The sequence below is a fragment of the Bacillus sp. K7 genome, assembly GCF_053903245.1.
In genome coordinates, this window is record NZ_CP096406.1 from 3,395,423 (window position 1) to 3,414,466 (window position 19,044).

The 19,044-nt window shown below is 44.9% G+C and carries 21 protein-coding genes; 13 read left to right on the top strand and 8 right to left on the bottom strand.

Features of this window, described 5'->3' with window-relative positions; genetic code table 11:
- The 4 genes from rbsC to M1D98_RS17335 all read left to right on the top strand — a co-directional run bounded on the left by rbsC (position 1) and on the right by M1D98_RS17335 (position 3,004).
- Complete coding sequence (rbsC, locus tag M1D98_RS17320) at positions 1-969, top strand: ribose ABC transporter permease RbsC (protein WP_121643425.1); 969 nt, start codon at positions 1-3, stop codon at positions 967-969.
- 12 nt (positions 970-981) lie between these two features.
- Positions 982-1,899, top strand: a complete 918-nt coding sequence (gene rbsB, locus M1D98_RS17325; RefSeq protein WP_268552140.1) for a ribose ABC transporter substrate-binding protein RbsB — start codon at positions 982-984, stop codon at positions 1,897-1,899.
- Between the two features lie 108 nt (positions 1,900-2,007).
- On the top strand, positions 2,008-2,547 hold the full coding sequence (locus tag M1D98_RS17330) for an SH3 domain-containing protein (RefSeq protein ID WP_268559149.1): 540 nt from the start codon (positions 2,008-2,010) through the stop codon (positions 2,545-2,547).
- Positions 2,548-2,701: 154 nt separating this feature from the next.
- Positions 2,702-3,004, top strand: a complete 303-nt coding sequence (locus M1D98_RS17335; RefSeq protein WP_121643428.1) for a DUF3892 domain-containing protein — start codon at positions 2,702-2,704, stop codon at positions 3,002-3,004.
- 39 nt (positions 3,005-3,043) lie between these two features.
- Here the strand turns inward: M1D98_RS17335 and M1D98_RS17340 are convergent, their stop codons facing one another.
- The 3 genes from M1D98_RS17340 to alsS form a co-directional block, all read right to left on the bottom strand.
- On the bottom strand, positions 3,044-3,571 hold the full coding sequence (locus M1D98_RS17340; RefSeq protein WP_268559150.1) for an NAD(P)H-dependent oxidoreductase: 528 nt from the start codon (positions 3,569-3,571) through the stop codon (positions 3,044-3,046).
- Between the two features lie 97 nt (positions 3,572-3,668).
- The gene (gene budA, locus M1D98_RS17345) at positions 3,669-4,436 is read right to left on the bottom strand and encodes an acetolactate decarboxylase (protein WP_010328835.1); all 768 of its coding nucleotides are present in this window, start codon (positions 4,434-4,436) and stop codon (positions 3,669-3,671) included.
- A 61-nt stretch (positions 4,437-4,497) separates the two neighbouring features.
- Positions 4,498-6,210, bottom strand: coding sequence for an acetolactate synthase AlsS (gene alsS / locus M1D98_RS17350; protein ID WP_121643430.1), 1,713 nt, complete (start codon positions 6,208-6,210; stop codon positions 4,498-4,500).
- Between the two features lie 158 nt (positions 6,211-6,368).
- Here alsS and alsR point away from each other — a divergent pair, with 158 nt between their 5' ends.
- Positions 6,369-7,256, top strand: a complete 888-nt coding sequence (alsR, locus tag M1D98_RS17355; protein ID WP_010328837.1) for an acetoin biosynthesis transcriptional regulator AlsR — start codon at positions 6,369-6,371, stop codon at positions 7,254-7,256.
- A gap of 37 nt (positions 7,257-7,293) precedes the next feature.
- Here alsR and cotH read toward each other — a convergent pair whose 3' ends face one another.
- Positions 7,294-8,385, bottom strand: coding sequence for a spore coat protein CotH (gene cotH / locus M1D98_RS17360; RefSeq protein ID WP_121643431.1), 1,092 nt, complete (start codon positions 8,383-8,385; stop codon positions 7,294-7,296).
- 145 nt (positions 8,386-8,530) lie between these two features.
- Here cotH and cotG point away from each other — a divergent pair, with 145 nt between their 5' ends.
- From cotG to M1D98_RS17375, 3 genes are all read left to right on the top strand, one after another.
- On the top strand, positions 8,531-9,166 hold the full coding sequence (gene cotG, locus M1D98_RS17365; protein WP_121643432.1) for a spore coat protein CotG: 636 nt from the start codon (positions 8,531-8,533) through the stop codon (positions 9,164-9,166).
- Positions 9,167-9,333: 167 nt separating this feature from the next.
- Complete coding sequence (locus tag M1D98_RS17370; protein ID WP_121643433.1) at positions 9,334-9,951, top strand: flavin reductase family protein; 618 nt, start codon at positions 9,334-9,336, stop codon at positions 9,949-9,951.
- Positions 9,952-10,107: 156 nt separating this feature from the next.
- Positions 10,108-10,452 (top strand): DUF4181 domain-containing protein, encoded by a 345-nt coding sequence (locus tag M1D98_RS17375; RefSeq protein WP_435576290.1) that lies wholly within the window; start codon positions 10,108-10,110, stop codon positions 10,450-10,452.
- A 4-nt stretch (positions 10,453-10,456) separates the two neighbouring features.
- On the opposite strand, the gene ggt is transcribed toward M1D98_RS17375, so the two are convergent.
- The gene (ggt, locus tag M1D98_RS17380) at positions 10,457-12,034 is read right to left on the bottom strand and encodes a gamma-glutamyltransferase (protein WP_456279784.1); all 1,578 of its coding nucleotides are present in this window, start codon (positions 12,032-12,034) and stop codon (positions 10,457-10,459) included.
- A 213-nt stretch (positions 12,035-12,247) separates the two neighbouring features.
- On the opposite strand from ggt, the gene chrS reads away from it, so the two are divergent.
- From chrS to M1D98_RS17395, 3 genes are read left to right on the top strand one after another with little or no spacing between them, the layout of a single operon-like run.
- Entirely contained in the window at positions 12,248-12,724 is a 477-nt protein-coding gene (chrS, locus tag M1D98_RS17385) for a chromate efflux transcriptional regulator ChrS (protein ID WP_010328843.1), read from the top strand.
- Between the two features lie 14 nt (positions 12,725-12,738).
- Positions 12,739-13,332 carry a chromate efflux transporter subunit ChrB gene (gene chrB, locus M1D98_RS17390; RefSeq protein WP_039075273.1) on the top strand — a complete coding sequence of 198 codons (594 nt, stop codon included), beginning with the start codon at positions 12,739-12,741 and terminating at the stop codon, positions 13,330-13,332.
- The gene (locus tag M1D98_RS17395) at positions 13,329-13,865 is read left to right on the top strand and encodes a chromate transporter (RefSeq protein ID WP_039075272.1); all 537 of its coding nucleotides are present in this window, start codon (positions 13,329-13,331) and stop codon (positions 13,863-13,865) included. The genes chrB and M1D98_RS17395 overlap by 4 nt, the downstream gene beginning before the upstream one ends.
- Before the next feature lie 27 nt (positions 13,866-13,892).
- On the opposite strand, the gene M1D98_RS17400 is transcribed toward M1D98_RS17395, so the two are convergent.
- Together M1D98_RS17400 and M1D98_RS17405 are read right to left on the bottom strand one after the other, a co-directional pair.
- Positions 13,893-14,117, bottom strand: a complete 225-nt coding sequence (locus M1D98_RS17400; RefSeq protein WP_268538454.1) for a hypothetical protein — start codon at positions 14,115-14,117, stop codon at positions 13,893-13,895.
- Entirely contained in the window at positions 14,114-14,659 is a 546-nt protein-coding gene (locus M1D98_RS17405; RefSeq protein WP_435576292.1) for an NAD(P)H-dependent oxidoreductase, read from the bottom strand. Before M1D98_RS17405 ends, M1D98_RS17400 begins: the two co-directional genes overlap by 4 nt.
- Positions 14,660-14,781: 122 nt before the next feature.
- Here M1D98_RS17405 and M1D98_RS17410 point away from each other — a divergent pair, with 122 nt between their 5' ends.
- Positions 14,782-15,663, top strand: coding sequence for a LysR family transcriptional regulator (locus tag M1D98_RS17410; protein ID WP_268559156.1), 882 nt, complete (start codon positions 14,782-14,784; stop codon positions 15,661-15,663).
- A gap of 58 nt (positions 15,664-15,721) precedes the next feature.
- On the opposite strand, the gene M1D98_RS17415 is transcribed toward M1D98_RS17410, so the two are convergent.
- Complete coding sequence (locus tag M1D98_RS17415; protein WP_435576293.1) at positions 15,722-18,010, bottom strand: beta-L-arabinofuranosidase domain-containing protein; 2,289 nt, start codon at positions 18,008-18,010, stop codon at positions 15,722-15,724.
- A gap of 156 nt (positions 18,011-18,166) precedes the next feature.
- On the opposite strand from M1D98_RS17415, the gene M1D98_RS17420 reads away from it, so the two are divergent.
- The gene (locus M1D98_RS17420) at positions 18,167-19,036 is read left to right on the top strand and encodes a helix-turn-helix domain-containing protein (RefSeq protein ID WP_435576294.1); all 870 of its coding nucleotides are present in this window, start codon (positions 18,167-18,169) and stop codon (positions 19,034-19,036) included.
- The last annotated feature ends 8 nt before the right edge of the window (positions 19,037-19,044 follow it).

Consider the following 19,044-nt stretch of genomic DNA (forward strand, 5'->3'; position numbering starts at 1 on the left):
ATGAAAACGGAACAGCTGCAAACAGAACAAAAACGGATTCACTTCGACGGAGTCATGCAAAAACTCGGCCCGTTTCTCGGTTTATTTATTCTCGTTATCATTGTATCTATTTTAAATCCCAGCTTTCTTGAACCGCTGAATATTTTGAACCTGCTTCGCCAGGTCGCCATTAACGGATTAATCGCGTTCGGCATGACCTTTGTGATTTTAACAGGCGGCATTGATCTTTCTGTCGGCGCTATTCTGGCTCTGTCCAGCGCTTTAGTCGCGGGGATGATTGTATCCGGTGTCGATCCGGTTCTCGCGATCATCCTCGGCTGTATCATTGGTGCTGTACTTGGGATGATCAACGGATTATTGATCACAAAAGGAAAAATGGCGCCCTTTATCGCCACGCTTGCGACCATGACTGTGTTTCGCGGGCTGACGCTTGTGTATACAGACGGAAATCCGATAACCGGACTTGGCACAAACTACGCTTTTCAGCTGTTCGGACGCGGTTACTTTCTAGGCATTCCTGTACCGGCGATTACGATGGTTCTCGCCTTTGCCATCCTTTGGGTGATTCTTCATAAAACACCGTTCGGACGCCGAACATACGCAATTGGAGGCAATGAAAAAGCCGCGCTCATCTCGGGCATTAAAGTGACGCGCGTGAAAGTGATGATCTATTCGTTAGCCGGGCTTTTATCCGCCCTTGCCGGCGCCATATTGACCTCCCGTCTGCATTCAGCACAGCCGACTGCCGGAGAATCGTACGAACTGGATGCTATCGCGGCGGTCGTCTTAGGAGGGACCAGCCTCTCGGGCGGACGCGGACGCATTATCGGCACGTTCATCGGGGTGCTGATTATCGGCACACTAAATAACGGGCTCAACCTGCTTGGCGTCTCATCGTTTTATCAGCTGGTTGTCAAAGGGATTGTCATCTTAATTGCGGTATTATTAGACCGCAAGAAGTCAGCATAGGAGGTTTTTTTCATGAAAAAGGCTATATCCGTCATTTTAACATTATCATTGTTTTTATTAACTGCCTGTTCGCTTGAGCCTCCCCAATGGGCAAAGCCGTCAAACTCGGGGAACAAAAAGGAATTCACCATCGGCTTGTCCGTCTCAACGCTTAACAATCCCTTTTTTGTCTCATTAAAAAAGGGCATCGAAAAAGAAGCTGAAAAACGGGGAATGAAAGTCATCATTGTCGACGCTCAAAATGATTCATCGAAACAGACGAGTGATGTGGAAGATTTAATTCAACAAGGTGTCGATGCGTTGCTAATCAACCCGACTGATTCTTCGGCGATTTCAACGGCAGTAGAATATGCAAATTCAGTCGATGTGCCCGTCGTCACCATCGATCGTTCCGCCGAAAAAGGAAAAGTGGAAACCCTCGTTGCTTCCGATAATGTAAAAGGCGGTGAAATGGCCGCGGAATACATTGCCGACAAACTTGGAAAAGGTGCAAAGGTGGCAGAGCTTGAGGGCGTACCCGGCGCTTCTGCCACGCGGGAACGCGGTTCAGGATTCCATCATATCGCAGATCAAAAGCTCGACATTGTCACAAAACAATCAGCTGACTTTGACCGCACCAAAGGCCTGACTGTCATGGAAAACCTGCTGCAGGGGCATCCGGAAATCCAAGCTGTTTTTGCCCACAATGATGAAATGGCGCTCGGTGCTCTCGAGGCAATTAACAGTTCGGGAAAAGACATTGCAGTAATCGGTTTTGACGGCAATACAGATGCTCTCGCTTCCATTAAAGATGGAAAGCTCTCGGCCACTGTCGCCCAGCAGCCTGACTTGATCGGCAAACTGGCTACAGAAGCCGCAGATGATATTTTACACGGAAAAAAGGTGAAAAAAATGATATCCGCGCCTCTCAAACTTGAAACACAAAAGTGATTTCCATGGATCAGATTTTTATCTGGTCCTTTTTCATGTTTAACAATCTATGAAAACGTGAATAGAGATAGAGATGAATGATTTCTCTTACGTGAGGAGAGGAACGACATGAAAAAAACGACAAAAGCATTATCAGCTCTAGCACTTGCAGCTGGAATGACTGCGGCTTCTGCCGGGGGCGTGGCGAGCACGATCCATGCACAACAACCAGAAACAACTGTAAGCATTGATGATTTATACAGCTATCCGATTGATTCTTATTTGGTGTCAGCAGAGGCACTAAACGTCAGATCGAAGGCTTCCGCCTCAAGCCCTAAAGCAGGCATATTGCACTTAGGCGACAGTTTAAAACTGATTTCCTTCTCAAACGCAGACTGGGCAAAGGTTCATTATAAAAACGGAAAAACAGGCTTTGTCTCCACTCATTACATTGTAAAAGCAGCTACAACGGTAAAAACAAAAGCAAAAACGAATGTGTATACATCCGTTGAAGGAAAAAGCATTACAACTCTTCCAGCAGGCACAAGCGTTTCTTTTCTAGGCTGGAGTAAGACGAAAAAAGGCGGTTTTGATTTTGATTGGGTGTTCGTTGATTATGGCGGCGCGACAGGATATATGAAAACAAAGGACTTACACATGTCAAAATAAATTGAAAGGGATCCCGTTTCTCATGCGGAATCCCTTTTTTCTTCGCAAATCATGGGTTGATTTGTCAAAATTCATAGATATTTCTCAGGAAATATTGTCGAATGCATACATGATCGTCAGTATTTTAGTTCACCTTAAAAAAGGAGGTGTACGTATGGATCAATTTGAAGCAGCCTATGAAGCGTATAAAGACCGGGAAACAACGGCGGAGCAGCAGCAATCTGTTCCACCACCTGGAAAAGAAGAAATAGTTGCCGTCAGAAGAAATGAGGAAGACAATATTATCGCAGTAAAAACGAACACAGGTAGAGAGCTCGACTATCCGTCTGCACTGTCAGAAGCAAAAGAGGGAAAACTCGCTCATGTTGATGTCTTCCATAAATATGGTCGAGATATTTTGCGAAGTGAACCGGACGGTTTGAAGGAAAATAACCTGTCCGAGCTGCCGGATTTTTAATTTTAAAAGAGCCCTGTCGCATGCTGGACAGGGCTTATTTTAAGCAAAAGGCTGTTGGATGTATTCGGTTAACCGTTTGGCACTAAGGGCAATCTCCTCTTGGGTTGCATATTTCACGCCATAGAACACATATGGAGGCAGATATTTCATCCCGATTAGATTGCTCGTGGCCTGAAACGGTTTCAAAAGCTCACTGATTGAGTAGTGATTCGCTCCGCCCGCTTGATATTTTTCCGCTTCACTCCCCGTTGATACAGCCAGCATCAACTCCTTGCCATGCAGGGCTTTTCCTTCTGCACCAAAAGCCCAGCCAAAAGTCAGCACAAGATCCTGCCATTTTTTTAAGAGCGGCGGGGAACTGTACCAATAAAACGGAAACTGGAAGACAATCCGGTCATATTGCTCGCAAAGCTGCTGCTCCTTCGCAACATCTATCGCTTCATCCGGGTATTCCTTATAGAGCTCCCGTACTGTGATATTCTCATGTTGACTCAATTCCTCTGTCCATGCCTTATTCACAATTGAAGTCTCCATATGCGGATGAACTGCCAGCACCAATATTTTCATCAGACCACTCCTTGCCCTTTTGACGTTATTTTATCTAAATTCAGGAAAAGAGCCAAATAAAAAGAAAGCCCTGTACAAAAAGGCTTTCTTTTTTCTGTTATTCAGGGCTTCCTTCCGTTGTTTCGATATCTTTAGCAAAATCAGGGTTATCCAGATTGGCATTAAAGAAATCCGCTGTATTCGGAAGTCTGAGATTCATGTTCATTTTTTGAGAAATCGTAACCGTGCAATCTTCAAGCACATAGTCAAAAACGTGTCCGCCTGAATTTCGGCCTTCGTCAATGAAATGCAGGTGATATCCAGAAACGGCGATTCCGTTTGCATAAGCCGGTGTCAGGAAACCTACGATCGTTCCTCTCACGTTGTCGAAGTTGAAAATCGGCTGCGTTTTGACCGCTTCCACCATCGGCACGTAAGGTTTTTCTTGCAGTTCTACCGTTCTTGTCTGCACTTTTTTAAACAATCCGTCAATGCGGATCGCATAAAATAAGTTTTTGCTTGGCAGAATGCTGTTGATCTCTTTTTCAAATTCTTCACGTGCCATTTTCGCATCAATTTTGTGCGTCATATCCGGTGTAAAGAACGTAAATGAACAGAATGGAGAACGGTCCCCGTTTTGGACCGGTGTGGCAGTACCGTCAGAACGGAGACGGTAAAATTCACCATCAAATCCAATTAGCTCTCCGTCAAGTTTGTTAAAGGTTCCGATACCGAAGTCTCCGTATTTTGGAATCTCTGACAGTTCAAAATCCCCGTCATACACCCCGTCCAATAGAGAAGTCATTGTTGATACTTGATAAATCTGGCTCACAGGCTTCTCTTTTTGGCCGCGGCTTAGCATTTGAATGTTGCTTTCACGTTTCATAATTCCCTTCACTCCTTTTGTTTAGTGCTGTTCATCAAACAGTGTCGTGATGTGCAGAGTGCTAGAGAGCTTTCGTTTTCATGAGTTCCCCGAATTCTTTCGGAAGCTTGTCACTTGCTAAATTAATGTTATCACTGTAGTCAACCGGTACATCAATGATGACAGGACCCTCGGCGTCCATACCTTGACGCAGCACATCCGCCAGCTGGTCTGGTGATTCTACGCGTAAGCCGGTTGCTCCGAAGCTTTCCGCATATTTTACAATATCGATATTTCCGAAATCGACCGCAGATGTACGGTTATATTTTTTCAGTTGCTGGAATGCAACCATGTCATATGTGCTGTCGTTCCATACAATGTGGACAATTGGCGCTTTTAAACGAACTGCCGTCTCTAATTCCATCGCCGAGAATAAGAAACCGCCATCACCTGAGACAGATACGACTTTTTCTCCCGGTTTCACTAATGAGGCGCCGATTGCCCAAGGAAGTGCAACCCCGAGTGTTTGCATACCGTTACTGATCATTAATGTTAATGGCTCATAGCTGCGGAAATAACGTGACATCCAAATCGCGTGTGAACCGATATCGCAAGTCACTGTCACATGATCATCGACTGCGTTTCGCAATTCTTTTACAATTTCAAGAGGATGCACTCTGTCTGATTTCCAATCGGCAGGAACCTGCTCACCCTCATGCATATATTGTTTTAAATCTGCAAGGATTTTCTGCTCACGTTCAGCAAACTCCACTTTCACAGCATCGTGTTCAATGTGATTGAGTGTGGATGGAATATCACCGATCAATTCAAGCTCCGGCTGGTAAGCATGATCAATGTCAGCCAGTATTTCATCCAAATGGATAATCGTCCGGTCACCATTGACATTCCAGAATTTCGGATCGTATTCAATTGGGTCATAGCCGATTGTCAGAACAACATCCGCCTGCTCAATCAATAAATCGCCAGGCTGGTTGTGGAACAAACCGATACGGCCAAAATATTGATCCTCCAAGTCTCTTGTAAGAGTCCCGGCTGCTTGATAGGTTTCGACGAATGGAAGCTGCACTTTTTTCAAAAGCTTGCGGATCGCTTTAATCGCTTCCGGTCTTCCGCCCTTCATGCCGACTAATACGACGGGCAGTTTCGCTGTTTGGATTTTTGCAATGGCCGCACTGATTGCATCATCTGCTGCAGGACCATGTTTTGGCGCTGCGATAGCACGCACGCTTTTTGTATTTGTGACTTCATTCACAACATCTTGCGGAAAGCTCACAAAAGCGGCCCCAGCCTGACCTGCTGACGCAATCCTAAATGCATTTGTAACAGCCTCCGGTATATTTTTTACATCTTGAACTTCTACACTGTATTTTGTAATCGGCTGAAATAGCGCCGCATTATCCAAAGATTGATGTGTCCGTTTTAAACGATCTGCACGGATCACGTTCCCAGCAAGCGCAACGACAGGGTCACCTTCAGTGTTTGCTGTCAGCAGTCCTGTTGCCAAGTTAGAAGCACCTGGTCCTGATGTGACTAACACAACTCCAGGTTTTCCAGTTAAACGGCCGACTGCTTGCGCCATAAATGCTGCATTTTGTTCATGCCGGGCAACGATAATGTCTGGCCCTTTATCTTGTAAAGCGTCAAATACCGCATCAATTTTTGCACCTGGAATGCCAAATACATGTGTGACACCTTGCTCCACTAAGCAATCAACAACAAGCTCCGCCCCTCTGCTTTTCTCAAGGGATTTTTGTTCTTTTGTTGCTTTTGTCAACACCCTCACTCCTTATTATGCATTTTAAACATAAAATTTTAAATATTTCTTGTGATATGTTTCACTATACACTCTTTGGAAATTGACCTCCAATATCGATTCGCCTTATGATTAATATGTATTACGAATTATTAACCTAAGAAAGGAATGCATATTGAATGGAGCTTCGCCATCTTCAATACTTTATCGCAGTAGCCGAAGAGCTTCATTTCGGAAAGGCTGCGCTTCGGCTGAACATGACACAGCCTCCTCTCAGCCAGCAGATCAAACAGCTGGAAAAAGAAGTCGGGGTGACGCTTCTCAAGAGGACAAAACGATTTGTAGAGCTTACCGCGGCAGGGGAAATATTTTTACATCATTGCCGCACCGCATTGATGCAAATTGATCAAGCAATTGAACTGGCCCAGCGAACTGCTCGCGGCGAGCACGGCCATCTCGTCATTGGTTTTGTCGGATCAGCTACATATGAATTTCTGCCGCCGATCATCCGGGAATACCGTAAAAAATTTCCCTCTGTGAAAATTGAACTGAAAGAAATCGCTTCATACCGGCAGCAGGAGGAATTGCTCAAGGGAAATATCGACATCGGCATTCTCCATCCGCCGTTAGAACATCCCGAGCTGCAAATTGAGACAACCCAAAGCAGTCCATGCATCCTTGCATTGCCAAAGCAGCATCCGCTTGCATTAAAAACATCAATCGACATTACAGATTTGGAAAACGAACCGATCATCACCCTTTCCAAAGAAGCGTGGCCTACGTTATATACCGATTTTATTCAACTCTGTGAAAACGCGGGTTTTGTGCCGAATATCGTTCAGGAAGCGACAGAATATCAAATGGTGATCGGATTGGTGACAGCGGGTATCGGCATTACCATTGTCCCATCCTCGGCCAGACGGCTGTTTAATCTTGATGTTACGTATCGAAGCGTTGACCATTTTCAGCTCAAAGCAGAATGGATCATCGCCTATCGAAAAGACAGCCAAAACCCTGTACTGGGACAATTTGTTGATATATGCAAATCGGTAAATGACCGGAAATAAAAAAAGGCGCCCCGTTCTCCGGATCGCCCGTTTATCGTCAGGATAACACATCAAGCTCACTTTTGAGATAGTCAGCTCTTTTCAATATATATTCACATATCACATTTGGCTCACGGTCAAAACGCTCAATGTCATTCTTTTTATATGGGTCCATCAGGACAAACGGCCTAATCCGTTCATACATCGCCATTATTTTCGGTTTCATATATTCTATTGTAAAAAGAGAGTGGAGCGTTGTTTCTAACAGGTGCTTGTAGGACCTCCGAAAATCGGGTTCATCCAAAATCCGGGCGGTTAGTGTATTAAATCCTTGAATTCTTACGTAATCGGCAGCCATCCGCTCGCCATGGATATCCCTGCCCCAGGTGGCATCATAATCCCAAGGAATCACCTCAAATAATCCGGTTTCGCTGTTTCTATACAACGCGTAGTTGTGGACAAACCCGTCATAGTTTGAGGTGAATACAATGCCGGCGAGCCAGCGCAAATACTTATCGATATCCACATGTTTTGTCACTTCTGATTTAAATTGGGCTTTAGGGACAGTATTTATGTTAAAGATCATATTCTGTAAATAAAAATCATCTTCCTCAGTCCCTGTCTTCTTTTCATATCCAAGCTCAAGCGATGTCTTCGTTTCCCTTTCCAAATCGCTCATTAGAGAGAAATTAGCATCATCATCAACCGCGTAAAAAATTGCCCCTTCCGCCAGCCTCCTTTTCGTTAAATAAAACTCGTCAACGGATTCAAGTTCAAGATAAACCCCTTCATTTTTCCCATTCACCTTTACAAACACAAACTCTGCCTTCGGTGCCAGCGTCCCAAGCTCTGAGAAAAAATCCAAAGACAACTTGTTTCTCATCATGGAAGGATCTTTATACTCCGCATTCAAGTGAATCTCCCGTGCGCCGCGGAATGTTTTCGGCTGATAAAAAGAAACATGGTATGACTTCTTTTTGAAGTCCCTGATATGTGATCCCCGATAAGCAATATCAATATCCAGCCTTTTTTGATTGATTTTCATGACAGCCGGCACCGGCTCATCGTCCCATATATCCTTTTTTAATTCACGCAAATCTTTTGGATGAACAAACAGCTGATAAAGCGGTAAATGAGATTGATTCTTCATCCATACGCCCCCCTTATCTATTTAGGCTTTTTATTTTTGTGTGATCTCAGCGGAACACTTATACACTTTTTAAACACTTGCGTACTATGTGGGTAATAAGGATCTTAAATCCTTAACATCATTTTCAACAAAGGAGGATTTCAAATTGGGCCACTATTCCCATTCTGACATCAAAGAAGCGGTGAAATCCGCAAAAAAAGAAGGTTTAAAAGACTATTTATATCAGGAGCCTCAAGGAAAAAAACGCAGCCATAAAAAGTCGTGCGGATCTCACAAAAAATCTCGCAGCCATAAAAAATCATACTGCTCCCACAAAAAATCTCGCAGCCATAAAAAATCGTATTGCTCCCACAAGAGATCCCGCAGCTATAAAAAATCGTACTGTTCTCACAAGAGATCCCGCAGCCATAAAAAATCGTACTGTTCTCACAAGAGATCCCGCAGCCATAAAAAATCGTACTGCTCTCACAAGAGATCTCGCAGCCATAAAAAATCGTACTGTTCTCACAAGAGATCTCGCAGCCATAAAAAATCGTACTGTTCTCACAAGAGATCTCGCAGCCATAAAAAATCGTACTGTTCTCACAAGAGAAGATCCCGCAGCTGCAAAAAGTCATACCGGTCACACAACAAACCATATTATCCAGATAAAAAATCTCACAAAAAGCACTACAAAAAACCGCACCACCACTATCGCCACAAAAAAGACGATGATTTTCACAGCAAAAAAGAGTTCTGGAAAGACGGCAATTGCTGGGTAGTCAAAAAGAAATACAAATAAATATGTTTATCAATCCATAGGCTGCCGGCAGACGTACGGAGCCTATTTTTCATTTCCCTATATTAGATATATGTCATGACATAACATATGCAACCACCCAGCATTTGGTTTCCTTGAGACCATTCCGTTATAATCAAGGTATTCTAACGATAAAGGCGGTTGTTGCTATGTACATATTTCAAGCTGATCAGCTAAGTGCCAAAGACACATACAAGCTATTGTCAGGTGCCGTCATCCCCCGCCCTATTGCCTTTGTAACCACACTTTCTTCAAGCGGAGCGGTAAATGCCGCGCCTTTTAGTTTTTATAACGTTGTCAGCTCAGATCCTCCGCTTCTCAGCATTTCTGTTAACCGGGCGGGAGGACACCAAAAAGATACAGCTCGAAACGCGGTGGAGAACGGAGAATTTGTCGTTCATGTCAGTGATGAAGCCATCATTGAAGACATCAATGAAACGGCGGCAAGCTTAGGGCCGGACGAAAGCGAACTCACATGCACCTCGCTTCACTCCGTCGAAAGCAAAGCTGTTTCGGTTCCCGGCATTAAGGAAGCCCGCATTCGCTTTGAATGCACACTAGAGCGGCATATGACGTTCGACAATGACCAAGGCGTCACCACAGCGGATCTGCTCATCGGCAGAGTCGTCTGTTTCCACCTCGATGAAAAGGTGTATGATGCAGAAAAAGGATATGTTTTGACTGACGAATTAAAACCTGCCTCAAGATTAGCGGGCAACCACTATGCGAAGCTCGGCGAAGAATTTACACTCATTCGCCCCAGCTGAACAAAAGGACTATTTAAATAGAAGAAACTAGTCAAAAAGACCTTGAGATCATAAAGTGTTGCCTATAAAAAGAACACCCGGTGAACATCGGGTGTTCTTTTATGAAACGTTTTTCCTCTTTACGCCGTATATACAGATAGATTAGGAGGGATTTATATGTCAGGCACTCATTTTTTGATTGTGATACTGGTCGCGGTTTTTATCAATACTGTTTTTTATGTCTATGCCCGAAAAAAACTAGGCATCTCTAAACCGTCTTGGTGGTATAAACCTGTGAATAGCACACAAGGACTGCTGGAAGTCATTTTGCTCATTTTATTAGGTTTTTCTTTATTACGCTTTCCGCCAGAGATGATGCTTGTTTTCTTTCTATTCGTGATAAATGGTTTCCGTACATTTATGGAATGGAAATATGAGCGTGAAGAAAAACAATACGTACGCTACTTATTTAGTACTTTCCTATTTCTCATCATTTTTATTTACATTTGTATTTTCATCTAGCACCTCAAACCCCCACTGCCGCTCCGTCTCCCCGCGGGTCGGCTCCGCCTTGGAGGAAGCCTTCCTCATCCACTATGATCGCCGCAGCGTGTCCCATCAATGGATCATAGTCACCGACAACCTCCACGAGATGTCCCCTGTCTTTCAGCCTTTCAATGGTATCCTTTGTGAACCTGCTCTCGACTCTAAGACCTTCATATTCCTCTCCCCACGTTCTGCCCCATACCCAGCGCGGTTCACTGATTGCCTGCTGCGGATGCATTCCGTAGTCCAGCATTCTTGTAATGATGGCTGTCTGGGTTTGCGGCTGGCCCTCGCCGCCTTGTGTGCCGTACAGGATTTTCGGTTTTCCGTCTTTGCAGGCCATAGCCGGCATCAGTGTATGGAAGCTGCGCTTTCTCGGTTCAAGCGTATTGGCATGATTTGGATCCAATGAGAAAAATGACCCTCGGTTTTGCAGTAATATGCCTGTATCGCCAGCAGTGACTGCCGAGCCAAATTCAAAGTACAAGCTTTGAATGAATGACACTGCGTTGCCATCCGCATCGATGACGGCCGCATATGCCGTGTCGCTTCCAACCGGCCTGCTTTTCGCCGGTTCCGCCAGATAACCGATTTCTTCCGCCAATTGTTTCGCATATGTTTTGTCCAAAAGCCTTTCAAGCTGGATGTCAGCAAACGCCGGATCAGTCAGGACGGCATTCCGATCTATAAAGCTCTTTTTCAACGCCTCCACAAGCACATGATAATACTCAAAAGAGCCGTGCTCAATGTGACGGAAATCATAGTTTTCCAAAATGTTCAGCGTCAGTAAACCGGTGAATCCCTGCGAGTTCGGCGGTGCCTGATACACCCTGTACCCTCTGTAATCACTTGATACAGGCTCAGCCCACTCGCCTTGGTGCGCTTTAAAATCATCGAGTGACATGCAGCTGCCATTATGCTGTAAATACGAGACCATTCGCTGAGCGATGTCTCCTTCATAAAACGCGCTTCTTCCTTTTTCAGCAATCATGTTCAAACTGTCTGCAAGTTCTTTTTGCACAAACCGCTCTCCCGGGACAGGCGCTCTGCCGCTTCTTGTGAAGAGGTCGGCCGTATAAGGCGTGGAGGCCAGCAGTTCAAGATTTGTTTCTGTGTGACGGCACTGATCAGCTGATACTGGAAAACCATGTTGGGCATAACCGTGTGCAGGCTTCAGCACCTCCGCAAGCGACATACGTCCGTACTCCTTCAGTATCGCATCCCAGCTATCAACCATCCCCGGCACTGTAATGGCACTGTCAATTCCCCGCGGCGGGATTACCTTTTTCCCTTTGTATACAGCTCTCGTTACCTTTTTTCCCGAACGGCCGCTTCCATTGTAAACTCTCACCTTCTTTGTTCTCTGATGAAAGGCCAGCCAAAAGGAATCCCCGCCAAGCCCTGTCATATGCGGGTACACAACTGCCAGACAAGCACTCACAGCAACAGCGGCATCAAACGCATTTCCTCCCTTATCCAAAATGCGGTTTCCAGCTTGAGAAGCAAGATAATGCGGGCTGACGACCATTTGCTTTGTTCCGATGACAGATTTGTTCATCACAAGTCCCCTTTTTGAAGAAATTTTCTTCAGTATAGAGAGCCTGATATTCCACATCTACAAATCCGGCAGAAAAACTGACGAACTTTCTCCTTTTCGAAAACAAAAAGGCAACTTTTTATTCATATTGAAAACAAATGAAAAAAATTTCATTCGAAACGTAATTTTTGTGATAAAATGAAGGCTAAAAGGCAACGAAAGCAGGTGGAGCAATTGAGTCATGAATATCAAATCCCCAACCTTGTTCTTGATGAGATCGACAAACAAATTCTCACCATTTTGCACGAGGAAGGCAGGATATCTTATACGGATCTTGGCAAAAGAGTTGATTTATCACGAGTCGCCGTACAGTCTCGCATCAACCAGTTAATCGAAGCCGGTGTTATTGAAAAATTCACCGCTGTCATTAACCCTGCTAAAATCGGCAACCATGTATCCGTGTTTTTCAATGTCGAGGTCGAGCCGCAGTTTTTAGAAGAGGTCGCTCTCAAGCTTGAGGAAGAGCCCGCGGTCACCAGCCTTTATCACATGACAGGACCGAGCAAGCTGCATATGCACGGGATCTTTGCCAACGATCAAGAAATGGAAGAGTTTTTAACAAAACGGCTGTATCCGCTGCGAGGCGTCGTCAGCGTTGATTGCCAGATGCTGATCAAACGATACAAAAGCCGCATGGGAATGAAGCTGTAAAAGGAGAGAAACGAATGAAAAATCACCCTTATCGGGATATGACGGCCGCAATGGTACGCACAGGAATTTTAGGGTTCGGCGGCGGACCTTCTGTGATTCCGCTGATCCGCCATGAAGCAGTCAATAAATATAAATGGATTGATGATGACGAATTCGGAGAAATATTAGCGATTGCGAATGCGCTTCCCGGACCGATTGCCACAAAAATGGCTGCGTATCTTGGCTTCAAGCTGAAAGGCACGTTAGGTGCAATCGTGGCGACACTCGCCCACATTCTGCCTACATGTCTTGCGATGGTGGGCCTGTTTGCAGCTGTAAATGTTTTAAGCCATTCAGCCGTTGTTGCCGGCATGATAGGTGCCGTAACACCAGTGATTGCAGTAATGCTTGGCATTATGGCGTACGAGTTTGGCCAAAAAGCGCTTAAAGGTTTCGGCTGGGTCACCGGTATCCTATTTTTCATTATCGCTTTTATCGGCCTGCAAACGCTACAGATCAATCCCGGCCTTGTCATTATCATTTTCTTAGCGTACGGAGCGTTTCATTTTAAATTGAAAGACAAAATGACAAATAAACATTCAAAAGATAAAGGAATGTCAGCCTCATGACCATGATTTATTTATTTATGGCGTTTTTAATCGCAAACCTGCTCGGATACGGAGGCGGACCCGCGTCTATCCCGCTGATGTTTGAAGAAGTTGTCAACAGATACAGCTGGCTTTCAAACGAGCAATTCTCTAATATGCTCGCGCTTGCGAACGCATTGCCGGGCCCGATCGCAACCAAAATCGCCGCCTATGTCGGGTACAGCGCCGGCGGATGGCCCGGCTTTCTGGTTGCCCTGATCGCAACCGTCGTACCGTCGGCGCTCGCATTGATCGTCCTGCTGCGCATCATTCAACGCTTCCGCCAATCGCCCGTCATCAAGGGCATGACGCTATCCGTCCAGCCTGTCATCGCGGTCATGATGCTCATTCTTACTTGGCAACTCGGCGCTGATGGCATTCAAGCTATCGGCTGGATCCAATCGGGAGTGATTGCAGGGATTTCCCTCCTTGCCATGACCAAATTCAAGATGCATCCCGCATTTCTGATTATCGCGGCATTTTTGTATGGCGGCCTTGTGATCCCTCATTTGTAAAGAAAAGCACCCGAAACAGGTGCTTTTTTATTTTGGTCCCGAAATGCTGTACGATATGATAACTGTTTCTTCGCCTGCATCATTCTTCTTGATGTGCTTGATTTGCAGCGTAGCCCCTGCCATCCTCACAGATTTCTTAGTCTGATGCGAATTAGTTGTTTCAATTTGAACCCAATCAGCAGGCGGCGCTATCCAAATGAAAAAGAATGCCAGCATCAGCATGCCAGCAATGATTGATAACAGAAACTTCATATCGTATCATTTCTTTTCAATAATCGGCTCGCAGCGGACAGCGCCTGATGATCATGAAGAAGATCGCCGGGACGATTGCCTTCTCCCAATATATAGCCTTTAAAAGACATCCCCATGAATGCAAAAATATGCGCAAATTGCTGAATCAACGGTAGCCCCTTTATTTTAGGGCTGTCTCCGCCCACTGCCGCCACATATGCCTGCTTCATCGACATTTGTTGTTGAAAATCAGGAAATCGGGGATCTCTCAATGTCTGAGACCAGCGATCAATAAATAGCTTTAACGTTCCTGACATACCGAACCAATAAATGGGGGTAGCGAATATAAGAATATCGCATGGCAATGCCCGCTCAATGATTGAATCGTAGTCATCTTGAACCGGGCAGAAGCCGCCTTCAGCATGCCGCAAATCTTCCATTGGAAGAATATGATATTGACGCAAATAAATGTGTTCCGCGTCGAATCCTTGAACAATTTTCTCCACAAGAATATCCGTATTCCCGCCAGGCCGAGTTCCGCCGTTAATAACCGCAATTTTCATGATGCATCTGCTCCTTTGTTTACGAATGATTTTCTTCATCATATAATGGATTCATCAATCAATACAGATGATTATTTCGATGAATTCAATCGATAAAACCGATTTAGAAAGGAAGAGAACAGGTGGAATTGAAGCAGTTGATCACCTTTATTACAGCGGCAGAACAGGTAAACTTCACCCTTACCGCCAAGATGCTTAATTATGCGCAATCAAGCGTTACCTCCCAGATCAAATCACTTGAAGAAGAAATCGGGACTCCTTTATTCGAGCGGCTCGGCAAGCGGCTCGTCCTGACAGAAGCCGGTAAAACATTCAAGTCCTATGCGGAGAAGATCATTACATTAACAGAAGAAGCAAAAATGGCCGCAAATCAAGTAAAAGAAACAACAGGCACTTTAAAAATCGGGGCGACGGAAAGCCAGTGCACATACCGCCTTCCGCCTATCATAAAAGAATTTAAGCTAGCTTTTCCACAAGTAAAGCTCATATTCAAACCATATATCTCCAATGAACAAGCGAAAGAACAGCTCATACAGGGCCAGCTTGATATTACCTTCATCTTGGATATAAACAGGCCGGACGACACATTGCACGTGGAATCTTTGATTCAGGATGAGATCAAAATGGTGGCTGCTAACGACCATCTTTTTCCTGTGGATTCACCAGTAACATTGAAGGATCTTCAAAACGAAACTCTTCTGCTGACAGAGGACGGCTGCTCGTACCGCACGCTCTTTGAGAACACTTTACATAACTCCGGTGTCTACCCTAACAAACTGGAATTCGTCAGCATAGAAGCCATCAAACAATGCGTCATGGCCGGACTTGGAATCGGAATCTTGCCTGAAATGACAGTAAAAGATGATATTGCAGCAGGCCGGATGAAAGAACTCAATTGGCAGAGCGATTGCCCCGTTTTCACTCAATTAGCATGGCATAAGGACAAGTGGATGTCTGCGCCATTAAAGGCTTTTATCGATTTGACGCGGAAAACATTTAAATAAAAAAACTTGCGGCCTATGGGTCGCAAGTTTTTGAGTGAACAAGCAATTGATAGTGATATTATTTATTGAAAACCATTTTTTCATTTATCATCCTTACCCCAAACACTCCGCCAGCTGCTGTTCCCTCTCTGGATTTAAACGTGACGGTTACTCTTTCTTTTCCTTTCGTATAAGCAACTGGAATGTCATAACATACATCAAAAAGCTTTCCCGGGTGATTTGCCTTCAGCTGCTGCCTGGCCAGTAATTGATCATCGATCATGATCTCAAAATGTCTTTCGTATGTTTGTTCTTCCGCTTGAAAGGTATCATCACTTCCAAAATACGTGACTAGCAAATACATGGGTTGACTCGGCTCTGTTTTCAACTCATAACTGAAAAAGCCGTCTCCTCTGCTGTCTCGCCAGCCTCTGTGAACTATATCCGCGTAACCGGAGTAAGAGTTTTGTTTTTTCAGGTGGTGTTCTATCTCCTGCTGCTGTTCATTAGGCTGAACGGCATCTACTGTTATGCGCCTGATGATTTCCTGCTTTTCTTTTTCTTCATCTGTAAAATCAAGATATTCCTTTTCGCTCATCACGTACCAGTACACGGAATATCGCTGATGATGCACATTGTAGAACGGCATTAAAGTCATTTCTTTATTCCCCGGCTGGCCAACCGGTTTCGTTTGAAAAACGAGTGATGATTCATCTACCCGCGTCACCCATTGATCCAACTGACCCTGATCCGCTACCAATACAGGGACATCAATTAACGGATGGTTATTAAGAGCGAGATGATCAGCAAGTATATCTGTTTCAGGAAAGCGTTCGGTCCCAAGTGCTCCAGCCAATACGACCGGTCCATACATCAGGACGTTTTTTTTAGGATCGTCCTTCGCTTGATACAGATGGAGTTTCATCGGCAGGTCAATCTCAATACAATCACCTGTGTTCCAATGTTTATGAATCACAAGATACCCATTTTTCTCAACCGGTTGAATTCGTTTCCCATTGACCGCAGCTTTAAGGCCGCCATGTGCCCAATAAGGTATGCGAATATGAAGCGCCATAGGCACGCCGTCGGCTTTTTCCACCATCAGCCTGGTTTGTTCCGCTGCTGGGAAAGAGGTTTCCTGGGCTACCAGCATGTGTTTTTCCCGTACATGTATTTGTGAAGGAATAAATAAATTCACATACAGATCGTCTCGGTCTATATGATAGATATGCTTCGTATAGCGCGCGGGGTTTTCCATTCCTGTGCCGGTACAGCACCAAAAAGAATCTTCCGGTGAACAATACACCTTAAAATGCCCCGGCTGTGTAGAAACAAAATAGGTTTTCATGCCCGAATCGGGATCTTGGGAAGCAAGTATGTGATTATAAAGCGCATTTTCATAGTAATCCATAAATTTGGATTCTTGATACCACCGGAATAAATGCGCTGTCAATTTCAGCATGTTATACGTATTGCACGTTTCCGCGGTCGTCACCCCTAACTCCTCGCTGCCTTCTGCTCCGAAATGCTCTCCGATACTGTTGCCGCCAATTGCGTAGGAACGCTGATAGACAACCTGTTCCCAAAAGAAGAGCGTTGCATTCCTATACGCTTCATTGCCAGTAATGTCGTACAGCTTGGCGGCGCCGATCACCTTTGGAATTTGGGTATTGGCATGCTTTCCTTCAAGCTCATCCTTCCCCTCCGCCAGAGGCTGAAGAATGGCGCGATGGCAGAAACGTTCCGCAAGTTCAAGATATGCTTTGTTTTTCGTCAGCAGGTAAAGATCAGCCATCGCCTCATTCATACCGCCATGCTCACAAATCAGCATTCGCTGAAATTGCTCATCGTTCAGGCGATCCAGCCCCTTTTTTGCCCAGTCAGCCAGCTTGACGACAACACGTAAAGCCGTCTGATTGCCGGTCAGCCGATACGTATCTATTAATCCCGCAAACAGTTTATGGAGGCTGTACCACGGCACCCAAGAACCTCCCAGACTAAAGTGGTCCACCCGAAAATCACCGCTGAACACCTCATCAAAACACGCCCTAGGGAAACCGCTTACATATCCCTCTTGATCAAATTGCTGGATATGACTCAGTTCATTCACTGCGTACGCTGTTTTCCGTTTCAGCTCTTCGTCCCCGGATGCCCGGTACATAGCTGATGCGGCGGACAGCCAATGGCCGACCGAATGCCCAGCAATCTCCTTTGCCTCCCACCCGCCGTAGCGCGGTTTTTTAGGCGTCTGTGATACAGCCTCATAACAAGGAGCCAAAAGACGGTCTACATCCAAAAAAAGCAAATATTCCTTCCCTTTCATCTGAGAATCATAAAACATGCCTTTTAACAATGTTACATCTTCCATCTTGATCTCCCCCTATCACGTTTCATCATTCATGATGATGCTTTCATTATCCAAATGATGATAAGGAATGTGAATTCACTATTTATCAAAAACATATCCTTTTTTTAGATGAAACCCGTTACACTGGAGATAAGTATAGCGAAAGATGGTGAAGCCATGTATGAAGTCAAACTCCAAGCCAATCATCTCCCTAAAATCCGTGAGGCCGGACATATGAAGGATATAGAAGGGACGTTACGGCATCCTGACAGGACGATGGAAAGCATCAATGTCTTTTTTTACGTAAAACACGGCGCAATCCATGTATTTGAGAAAGAAAATGAGTACCGCATTCAAGCGGGAGGATATCTTTTTCTTAAAAATAATACACCGCATTGGGGAGGCGATTTTTACACACCCGGCACCGAATGGTACTACATTCATTTTTATGCCGATCCTTCTCTGGATCAGAAGGACGAGTTTTCTCCATTTCACAATTCACCAATCCTTCTCGATCGCACCTATTCATCGCAATTAACCTTTCCAAAAAGTGGATCTGTCTCTCATCGTGAGTACACAGAAAAACAACTGAGCAGCATGATTCATGCCTTAGACTCGCCAAGTGCTTTCAGCACGCTCCAAGCGTGTTCACTCACCTATCAATTGTTTATTGACCTGTATAGCAATGCGATAAATGGCCAGGCCGGCACCCGCTCTTCAAGGATCATCAGCCGAATGATTGAATTTCTGCATCGTAACAAGCATGCAAAACTGGTCAGCAAAGATTTTGAGAACGAGTTAGAAATGAATTATGCCTACCTTTCCTCCCTTTTCAAAAAGCAAACTGGGAAAAGCATCACAGCCTATAAAAATGAACTGCTGATCGCACAGGCAATTGATCTATTCAAAACAAGCAACTTAAACGTAACTGAAGTCAGCAGCACATTAGGCTTTTCTAACCCTTATTACTTCAGCAGAGTGTTCAAACGGGTCACAGGAGAAGCCCCGTCTGTATATATAAACGAGCTATACAGGAGGAACCAGTAAAAAACACT

Coding starts and splice junctions, on each gene's coding strand:
- rbsC (WP_121643425.1), top strand. CDS start 1: ATGAAAACGGAACAGCTGCAAACAGAACAAAAACGGATTCACTTCGAC.
- rbsB (WP_268552140.1), top strand. CDS start 982: ATGAAAAAGGCTATATCCGTCATTTTAACATTATCATTGTTTTTATTA.
- M1D98_RS17330 (WP_268559149.1), top strand. CDS start 2,008: ATGAAAAAAACGACAAAAGCATTATCAGCTCTAGCACTTGCAGCTGGA.
- M1D98_RS17335 (WP_121643428.1), top strand. CDS start 2,702: ATGGATCAATTTGAAGCAGCCTATGAAGCGTATAAAGACCGGGAAACA.
- M1D98_RS17340 (WP_268559150.1), bottom strand. CDS start 3,571: ATGAAAATATTGGTGCTGGCAGTTCATCCGCATATGGAGACTTCAATT.
- budA (WP_010328835.1), bottom strand. CDS start 4,436: ATGAAACGTGAAAGCAACATTCAAATGCTAAGCCGCGGCCAAAAAGAG.
- alsR (WP_010328837.1), top strand. CDS start 6,369: ATGGAGCTTCGCCATCTTCAATACTTTATCGCAGTAGCCGAAGAGCTT.
- cotH (WP_121643431.1), bottom strand. CDS start 8,385: ATGAAGAATCAATCTCATTTACCGCTTTATCAGCTGTTTGTTCATCCA.
- M1D98_RS17370 (WP_121643433.1), top strand. CDS start 9,334: ATGTACATATTTCAAGCTGATCAGCTAAGTGCCAAAGACACATACAAG.
- M1D98_RS17375 (WP_435576290.1), top strand. CDS start 10,108: ATGTCAGGCACTCATTTTTTGATTGTGATACTGGTCGCGGTTTTTATC.
- ggt (WP_456279784.1), bottom strand. CDS start 12,034: ATGAACAAATCTGTCATCGGAACAAAGCAAATGGTCGTCAGCCCGCAT.
- chrB (WP_039075273.1), top strand. CDS start 12,739: ATGAAAAATCACCCTTATCGGGATATGACGGCCGCAATGGTACGCACA.
- M1D98_RS17395 (WP_039075272.1), top strand. CDS start 13,329: ATGACCATGATTTATTTATTTATGGCGTTTTTAATCGCAAACCTGCTC.
- M1D98_RS17400 (WP_268538454.1), bottom strand. CDS start 14,117: ATGAAGTTTCTGTTATCAATCATTGCTGGCATGCTGATGCTGGCATTC.
- M1D98_RS17405 (WP_435576292.1), bottom strand. CDS start 14,659: ATGAAAATTGCGGTTATTAACGGCGGAACTCGGCCTGGCGGGAATACG.
- M1D98_RS17415 (WP_435576293.1), bottom strand. CDS start 18,010: ATGGAAGATGTAACATTGTTAAAAGGCATGTTTTATGATTCTCAGATG.
- M1D98_RS17420 (WP_435576294.1), top strand. CDS start 18,167: ATGTATGAAGTCAAACTCCAAGCCAATCATCTCCCTAAAATCCGTGAG.